8 protein-coding genes are annotated in these 5,919 nt (G+C 60.9%); all 8 read right to left on the reverse strand.

Annotation, left to right across the window (positions count from 1 at the left end; genetic code table 11):
• Positions 1-106: 106 nt before the first annotated feature.
• Positions 107-466, reverse strand: coding sequence for a hypothetical protein (locus tag A5652_RS05340; protein ID WP_232001092.1), 360 nt, complete (start codon positions 464-466; stop codon positions 107-109).
• 166 nt (positions 467-632) lie between these two features.
• Complete coding sequence (locus tag A5652_RS05345; RefSeq protein ID WP_067347370.1) at positions 633-1,001, reverse strand: DoxX family protein; 369 nt, start codon at positions 999-1,001, stop codon at positions 633-635.
• A 73-nt stretch (positions 1,002-1,074) separates the two neighbouring features.
• Positions 1,075-1,806, reverse strand: a complete 732-nt coding sequence (locus tag A5652_RS05350) for an NAD(P)-dependent oxidoreductase (RefSeq protein ID WP_067347372.1) — start codon at positions 1,804-1,806, stop codon at positions 1,075-1,077.
• Positions 1,807-2,012: 206 nt separating this feature from the next.
• The gene (locus A5652_RS05355; protein ID WP_067347374.1) at positions 2,013-2,486 is read right to left on the reverse strand and encodes a MarR family winged helix-turn-helix transcriptional regulator; all 474 of its coding nucleotides are present in this window, start codon (positions 2,484-2,486) and stop codon (positions 2,013-2,015) included.
• Between the two features lie 209 nt (positions 2,487-2,695).
• The gene (locus tag A5652_RS05360) at positions 2,696-3,748 is read right to left on the reverse strand and encodes an LLM class flavin-dependent oxidoreductase (RefSeq protein ID WP_197513768.1); all 1,053 of its coding nucleotides are present in this window, start codon (positions 3,746-3,748) and stop codon (positions 2,696-2,698) included.
• A gap of 82 nt (positions 3,749-3,830) precedes the next feature.
• Positions 3,831-4,463, reverse strand: a complete 633-nt coding sequence (locus A5652_RS05365) for a TetR family transcriptional regulator (protein WP_067347376.1) — start codon at positions 4,461-4,463, stop codon at positions 3,831-3,833.
• A gap of 110 nt (positions 4,464-4,573) precedes the next feature.
• A complete protein-coding gene (locus A5652_RS05370; RefSeq protein WP_067347378.1) occupies positions 4,574-5,239 on the reverse strand; it encodes a carboxymuconolactone decarboxylase family protein in 666 nt (221 codons plus the stop codon).
• Positions 5,236-5,919: SDR family NAD(P)-dependent oxidoreductase (locus tag A5652_RS05375; protein WP_067347381.1), on the reverse strand; the 684-nt coding region annotated here is incomplete at its 5' end. The genes A5652_RS05370 and A5652_RS05375, both read right to left, overlap by 4 nt.

Raw genomic sequence — 5,919 nt, forward strand, 5'->3', positions numbered from 1 at the left:
CTGCCCGGCTCAGGGGACCCCAACACCGTCCGGGCCACCGGCCATTCGGCAGCGACGATTCCGACACCTGCGGTGAGCAGACCTGCGCGTAACATGCTGCGCCGATTCACGGGGTCGCCTGAATATTGTCAACCGAGGGTCGTGCCGAGACAGGTATACGCCAAATTATCGTTGCCAATTGGGTAATTCCGACGACGAGCGCGACACCCAGCGGGATGTGTAGGGCAGTAAGACGTAATTCGCCGGCGGCATAATCAGTTACGAGCAGCAGGGTCTGGGCGACACCGGCGAAGAACGCTCCCCGCGGGCCCCCGGCGCGCCATAGCCACGCCAGGATCGCTATCTGCGCCGCCGAAGTGATGGTAATCGCCCTCGCCCCGAGCGCATGCAGCCCCAGCGCGTCGTACTGGCCGGCAAGGAAGTTTCCGGCCAGAATCGCTTGCGCTAGAGCCAGCGCGATCAACACCGCTGTGCTGGTGCGCGCTAACAACAGCGGCATACGTGTGGCCGACCCGGATCTGTCACCCATGTGGGGCCCCGCCTTCAGTCTCGATTCCGCGTTCTGTTGCTTCACTTGTCGTGCGCGCGACGCGCAGCAAGCTTCATGCGGTGTTGGGGTGTAGCGCCTGTGTTCACAGAACCGTCGGGTGGGCCGCGATTGCTACCGCAAGCGCAATGCAGTTCAGTGCGAGTAGAAACCCGCCGAACATCATCTGGCCGGTGATGTCATGGGCGAGCACATGAGTGTAAACAGCGCACACGAAGAATATGACCAGCCCGGCGGCGGCCGCGATACCGATAGCTGGAACCCAGAGCCCCACAATAAGCCCCAGCGCGCCCAGTGTCTTCAGAGTGCCGATGGGGAACCGCAACCACGAGACCGGCACTCCCGCGCCCGCCATTCCCGGCAAGATCGGCGCGAAATGAACCAGTGCCGCGATCCCAGAGAACCCATCGAACGCGATCGCGATGAACGTCACGACAAGATATGTAGTGTCCACGGCGTTCTCCTATCGAAACCTGAACGGAAAGCAATGCCGTTGTGACGGCAGGCTTGTGACACATGGCGATGTGTCATCTATCGATTCCGGCTATTGGCACCTGACCAGGTGCGTCGCCCGATTTGGCTTCTTGGCGCACCATGTGCCACAGATTGGGAGTGTGGTGAGTGGTGGACACGATCACCACACGACCAACTGATGTCGCGTCGGTGACTGCGGAGATCAGGTAGTCGGCAAGGTCGATACGCGCGGTAAAGGCGCCGACCGGGTCGGTGGCCCCATGGATGTAATCAGTAGGTTCGGGCAGGTCGAACAATCCCGATGGGCGCACGATTGTCCAATTCAGACCGCTCTGCCGCACGGCCGCTTCCATGCGGCGCATGTCGTCGTAAACCGTCTTACCGATCGTTTTGGAGATAACCGGTTCGACGAGCCGCAGCGACAGCGGCGCATGATGGCGTCGGGTGGGATATACCGAAGTGGAGCTGACGACGAGGAGCCTTCCAACACCCGATGCACGCATCGCGGCGATGATGTTTTGAACGCCTACCGAATAGGTGTCGACCCTGTGGCGCGTAAAAGGCACGCCGAGAATCGAGATTACAGCGTCGGCGCCTGCCACAGCTTCGGCGACAGCAGCGGCGTTGTGCACATCGGTACCTGCGAGTTTCAAACGCGCGTGCGCAATGGGGAATTCGCTCGGCCGTCGCGTCACGGCGATCACCGAATGTCCGGCATCCAATGCCCGCGCAGTCGCGAGCCTGCCGGTGGGCCCATTGGCCCCAAAGATCACGGACTTCGTCACGCGTCCGATAATAATCACTTATTGTGATCATCACAAGTCATGACAATCATGAAGCGGTGTTAGTCGCGCGTATGCGATCTGCGGAGTGTTCCGACGGCGTTGTAGCGATGGGGGCGTCAGAAAGCGGCGGTGTGCGACCACAGCGCACCGCAGTCAGGCTGCGCCAAAATGGACAGCCGGTAGCTATGCCATCGCCGATGCGGCCATCAGCCCAATTTCGGATGGACTCCTGGAATTAGGCCGGCTCCTGCGGCGACCCGCTGCAGAAGGGTGCGCAACATGGCTCGTTCTTTCGAAGATAGCGGTGCGGCGATTTCGTCTTCGAGTTCACGTGCCTGATCGTGCAACTTGGGCAGTAGGCGTCGTGCTTTGGCGGTCAAGGTCACGGCGACCGCACGCCTGTCGTCGGGGTGCGGCAACCGCTTAGCCAGCCCTTCGTGTTCGAGGCCGTCGATTACAGCCACCATTGCATTGCGATGAATCCCTAGGCGCTCGGAAAGCTGCCGCTGCGACTGACCGTCCGAACTAGCTAAGGCCACCAATACCGCGTATGTGCGAGGGTCGGTTCCGATAGGGGACAGCCGGCGCTGGAAGTCGCTGCTCACATGAGAGCCCAGTTGCGCCAGAAGGAATGGGATTCGCTGGTCGAGTTGAGCGATGCCGGAGCGGTCTTCACTCATCAGCAAAGGCTAACATCAATGTAGTTCCTTCGGGGTGAATCTCACGACGCCACGTCCCCAGGCATTTGCTTCCGGGCGGCAATGGTTTTCGCATAGGCCGAGTGTCAGATTATCACATTAGGTGACAATCTCCATACGCGAAATGACCACAGGTCAGGTCCGTCGCGGTATGACACGCGATGGGAGAACCTACATCCGGCGGTGCCGCGTCACGGGGTATGGAGAGGTCGGCCGCATTCCGTTTCCGGGAACAATGGCAGGACATGCCGCGCCAAGGTGCGCATCTGATCGCGCAGTTCGTCGACGGTGTTGCCGACAAATAATAGAGCGGTGAAGTGGTCAAGGCCCGCCGACCGGTACGCATCAACCTTATCGATGACCTGATCGATCGATCCGACCAGATTCATCTCCAGATAACCTTCGATGTCGATCCCCCGGGTCATGGTCGACCGCAACGACTTTCGGAAGAGATCAAATGAGGAGTTGAAAAACCTCTCTCGCGCCTCCTCCTCAGTGTTGCCGATACATACCACCGACTGCAGCGCCGTAGTGATCGTGTTGGGATCGCGGCCGGCGGATCGCGCGAAGCGAGCGATGTCGGCGCGGCCCTCAGCGACCTTGGCGGGTCCGATCTTCGCCGGAAGCCACCCCTGGCACAGCTCCGCTGCTCGGCGCAACGATCCTTCGACATTGCCACCGGAAAAGATCGGCAACGGGTTTTGCATTGGTTTGGGATAACTCTCGACGCCTTCGAAGTGCACGTACTTTCCCCGGTAGCTGACGCGTGGCTGTTCCCACAGATCACGTATCGATTCGATGATCTCGCGGGTGAGATCGGCACGATTGGCGCCAGCGGCATCGGGGCGCACCGCCTCGAATTCATCGCGGTAACCGCCGACCGCGACTCCCAAAGTCACTCGGCCGTGGCTCAGTTGGTCGAGCGTGGCCACTTGCTTGGCCAGCAGAACCGGTTCTCGCATAGGGAGCACCATGATTCCAGTCGTCAGACGCAGCGTCGAAGTTCTGGCCGCGATATTGGCCAGCATGAGCAACGGTTCGAAGTAGTCCGGTGGTCTTGGCCATGCCTTGCGAACGAACGCCATTGTGCTCAGATGGTCGTTGCCACCAGCGTCGTAATAGCCGAGTTGTTCGGCTTCTAGTGCGATGTCGACGACATCATCGGCGGTGGCAAACGGCACCGGATGCATCATGCCGGCGGTACAGGTGGGCAGTTCTACACCGAACTTCATGATCTCTTCCACGAAGGGACAACAGGAATGCCTACAATTGTAGGCCAACGGTTGTTGGCGGATCAAGCCTTTGGCCCTTGCGTTCGATGAAGGGTCACCCCCGCGTGCGCCGAGACGTCTGCGACTTCGCCCTTTTCGCTCGGCCACCTGCCACCGGCGCGTCGAGATCGCCGGTGAGATAGTGCTGAAGCACGGGCCCCAGCGTGTCAGCCAGCGTCTCACCATCCAATTCGGTCACCGCTGGCAACTCGAGGACGTAGCGGCAATAGGCCACACCGAGCACCTGCGAGCTCACCATCGCGGCGCGCCGACGTGCCTGAGCGCCCCGGCCGGCCAAGTCCTGCACGAACTTCAGCAGCTGCCGTTCGAAGATCAATCGGAATTGCTCTGCCGCGGCGCTGTTCGTCCCCGCGGAACGTAGCAGCAAGGTGATGAACTCATCAGACAGCGCACCTTCCCACCGGGCGATGACATGGTGGGCAAGAAGATTCCCAATCTGCTCCGGCGGCAGTGCTGCAGGGTCCGGCAGGTGCAGATCGACGTCCACCGCCGCTGCAAACAACCCTTCCTTGTTCCCGTAGTAACGCATGACCATCGACGGGTCGATGCCGGCCGCGGCCGCCACAGCGCGAATCGTCGTAGCCTCGTAGCCACGACTGGCCAGCATTTGCCGTGCGGCGGTGAGGATCGCGTTCCTGCTCTTTTCGGATCGCTGAGTGAATGCCATGTGAACAACTGTAGGCCAACATCGTTGGCATCGGGCGATCAGCGGGCGCGAGTGGGCGGGTGACTTCGAATCGGCCCGTCTCGGTGCTTACCTGCCGCCCGATCTCGTCGCTACGTCGTTGCAGACGCCAAAATTTCACTCAACGCACTAAAGGCGCGCCACGCCTTGGCAATGCCGAATTCGGCTACTTGCAAGATGACGGCACGGATCTGCTCTTCGGCGGCGCCGTTATTCAGCGCGAGACCGACGTGCAGCCGCAGCGACTCGTCGAGGGTGCTGTTGAGCACATCGGTCGCGATGGTCGCCAAAGCCCTTTCGCGAACGCTTAGTTCGGGGCGCCCCCAACGCGCCGCGAACTGCTCGATGTAGAAGGCCGCGAAACGGTCGTCGAGATGAGCAATCCGGGCGGCTGCGGTTTCGTCGAGTTCGAAGGGCGGATTCGTTGTCGGCTCCTCAGCAGCGGTCTTTTGGGAACCCTCCATTTCGGCCAACGCCATCAAGGCCTCGGCCGCTGTCGGGTATCCGACATACGGGGCCAAATGGCGGACCGCCTCTCGCAATGCGGCCAAACTAACTCCCTGCGACAGCGCCATGTGGGCATGGGTCTGTAGCGGAAACCCGAGAGACCGTGAAGACAGGTCCGCAGCGAGAAAAACGAACGCCTTCTCGCGCATCGTCAATTCCGACAGACCCCATGCCTGCTGGCCCACCGCAACGGCCATCTTTGCGAAATCCGCATCGAGCTCGGCGATCGCGTCCTGGTTGGTGAGTTTCATCGTGCGACTCCTGTTGCTGGTTGGGCGGCCACACCGAATTTCTTCGGCAAGCCGAACAGACGAACGCGCATCGCGTCGAAAAGTCGGTCGGGGGCCCAGCCGGCCAAGAAAGCCAGCAGCCGACCATCCTTGCCGACCACGTACCGGGTCCGTGGACGTTTTGCCCGTAATGCGCGCAACACTGCCCTGGCGACGACGTCGGGATCGCTGCCCGACTTTTCGCGCTCCAAAGCACGACTCGTCATCGTTTGGTAGGTATCGCCATACAGTTCGACATGGGCCCAGTCCATCTCGGACATCACCCTCTCAGCGTCGTCCTTGACCTTTTCAACCGCGTCAGTGTGGATAGACGCCGGCTCGATAAGGACTACGTGAATTCCCCATGGGCGCAGCTCCATCCGCAATGATTCGGTGATCGAGGCTAACGCCCACTTTGATGACGCCAAGGGCGCCCCGAAGGGCAAGCTGAGTCGATCGCCGATCGAACCGATGTTGACAATCCGTCCTGCGCCTGCACGGAGCAAAGGGAGAAAGGCCTGAGTGACTGCGACTTGCCCGAAGACATTCACTTCGTAGATGCGGCGTAGATCCTCCAGCGGGATTGCTTCCATCGGCCAGGTCATTCCGATTCCGGCGTTGTTGACCAACGCCGCGATCCCGTCGTCGCCAACCGCACCGGC

The sequence above is a fragment of the Mycobacterium sp. 1165178.9 genome, from assembly GCF_001673555.1.
Taxonomy (GTDB): domain Bacteria; phylum Actinomycetota; class Actinomycetes; order Mycobacteriales; family Mycobacteriaceae; genus Mycobacterium.